The 1940-nt window shown below is 42.5% G+C and carries 2 protein-coding genes; both read right to left on the minus strand.

Annotated elements, in window-relative coordinates:
• The coding region (locus D6856_RS15065) for a hypothetical protein (protein WP_147367858.1) at nt 1-1526 on the minus strand (1526 nt) is incomplete at its 3' end.
• Between the two features lie 14 nt (nt 1527-1540).
• A partial coding sequence (locus tag D6856_RS15070) for a YwqH-like family protein (protein ID WP_147367859.1) occupies nt 1541-1940 on the minus strand: 400 nt, incomplete at its 5' end.

A 1940-nucleotide genomic window follows, 5' to 3' on the forward strand; every position in this document is an offset into this window, starting at 1 on the left:
CCGGCCTTCTTGACAACAACAGGATCCACCGCATATTTAGCCTTGCAGATATCCACAAGTTCGTTGAGCTGTGAGAATGCCAAATTGTTCATGGCGTTCAGTAAGACATTAGACCCTAAAGCCGCCCAATCGGAGCCGGATAAATTGCCATCCTCAATAAGTTCATTATACACGCTAGTGGTATCTAGCATCAGGTCTTGCGCGTTTTCTGCAATCTGTACAGCTGCAAACTTACTTATCTCCAGACCTTCTGCTGCCGCTGCAAACAACCCTTCAGTAGCAAAATACATTATTGCCTTAAACGTGGTATCACCTGCCATAAATGCATCAGGATGCTGTGTCCTCGCATTTTGCTTAGCAAGCTTCAGATCAGCTTCCTGCTGACTGATATTACTCTGCATCTGCTCTCTTAAATTCCTTACATCAGATGACAGATCTGTGCCAAATGTGTTGTCTACCATTGTCGCGCCTATCTCACCAAATCCACCGACGATGATATCTTCCACTATGTTTTGTGGCACTGTCGCAATATTTCCTATCAAACTCATAAAGCCTTGGCAATACGAAGCAACTCCTGAGCATTTATTCATAAGTGCCAGTGCTTTTTTATAGTTTTCTTCTTCAGTCTTATTATTGAATATCGGTTGGTGCGTACCTTTGACGCGCTCAACGCCATCCAATTCTTTTCTTGCCAGCTCTCTTGCTTCTTTTATCTCCTCAGGAGTCAGTTTGTAATCCGGTGATAGCCACTTATCAACTTTTGAACTGTTCAAGATAGAGAGATTAGTTGTATTACTGTTCTCTCCATTTTGAACATTCCCTACCATCGCTTTGACGCCAATAGCCGCGCCATTAGTAATAGTAGACAGATATGTATCGTCTACCTTCGGAGTTTCGATCTTAATACCTAGGAGGTTGTAAGATGTTTGAGATATAGCCTGCTGATAATCGTATATATAGGCGGCGATGCCGGATCTATTGACCGCATCGCACGCTTGTTCATCAAAGTCCTCAAAGCTTTTGATAGTCTTATCTATAAAACCGTTCGGGCCCGAAAACTCGCTGTAGGTATCTCTTGCTTCCTGATAGCTTGGCTGAGTGAAATCAACGTCACACTCTGCCGAAAAGTTATCCTGAAGATACTCTGCTATCTTTTCGATATTATATCCATGATCCGATACAACTTTTCTATAGCCTTGGAAATCCTTTTTTACTTCTTCAAGAACGTCAGTATCTATCCTTGCTTTAGGCGAAGAATCCACCATATCCTCGAACAGGTCTTTCATGTCCTTATATCTGGCAAGTGCTTTCTTCTGTACTACAAGGTTTTCTTTATGAAGATTCCTCTGTCCGCAGTCGATGCATCTTTTGGCCGCTTTCGCAGCCGTTCCCCTAAATGTATCGTTACCGGCATATTTGTTGTAAGCATTCTCAAGCTTATCTGCATCCGCCCTGTACATGTTAAGCGAACTGCACATGTCACTCATGAAGCCGGATACTTCTTCGGCGTCATAACTCTTTCCCATTATAAACTCTCTCCTTATTGTGCTTCGTTATTCCCCTGTTGCTGTCTTTCCAGCTCTTCTATCTTGTGTCTGAGATAACTGATTCTTCTTTTGCATGCTTCTATCTTATCCAGAAGATTTTGGATCGCTGTCTCGATATCATCCAGAAGCTGTCCTGTAGCGGTGATTCCCTTTTTTGTCTTTTCTTTTATCTTATCCTGATGATCTTTAGCATCTTCCTCGCGTTTTCCCCTCCACTTGGAAGATCTTGTCATGTCGTAAGCTTTCTCCGGCGCATAAGCATCATTGATTATGATTCCTCTTTCTTTTTGTAATTCACCGCGCTTTTCCTCAAGTATCTTGATGATATCATTGTATTTCTCTATCTTTTCCTCGAGCTCATGTATCTCTCGCTCCATCTCTCCTATACTGCTC

It is taken from the genome of Butyrivibrio sp. XB500-5 (assembly GCF_003625505.1).
Lineage (GTDB): Bacteria > Bacillota > Clostridia > Lachnospirales > Lachnospiraceae > Butyrivibrio.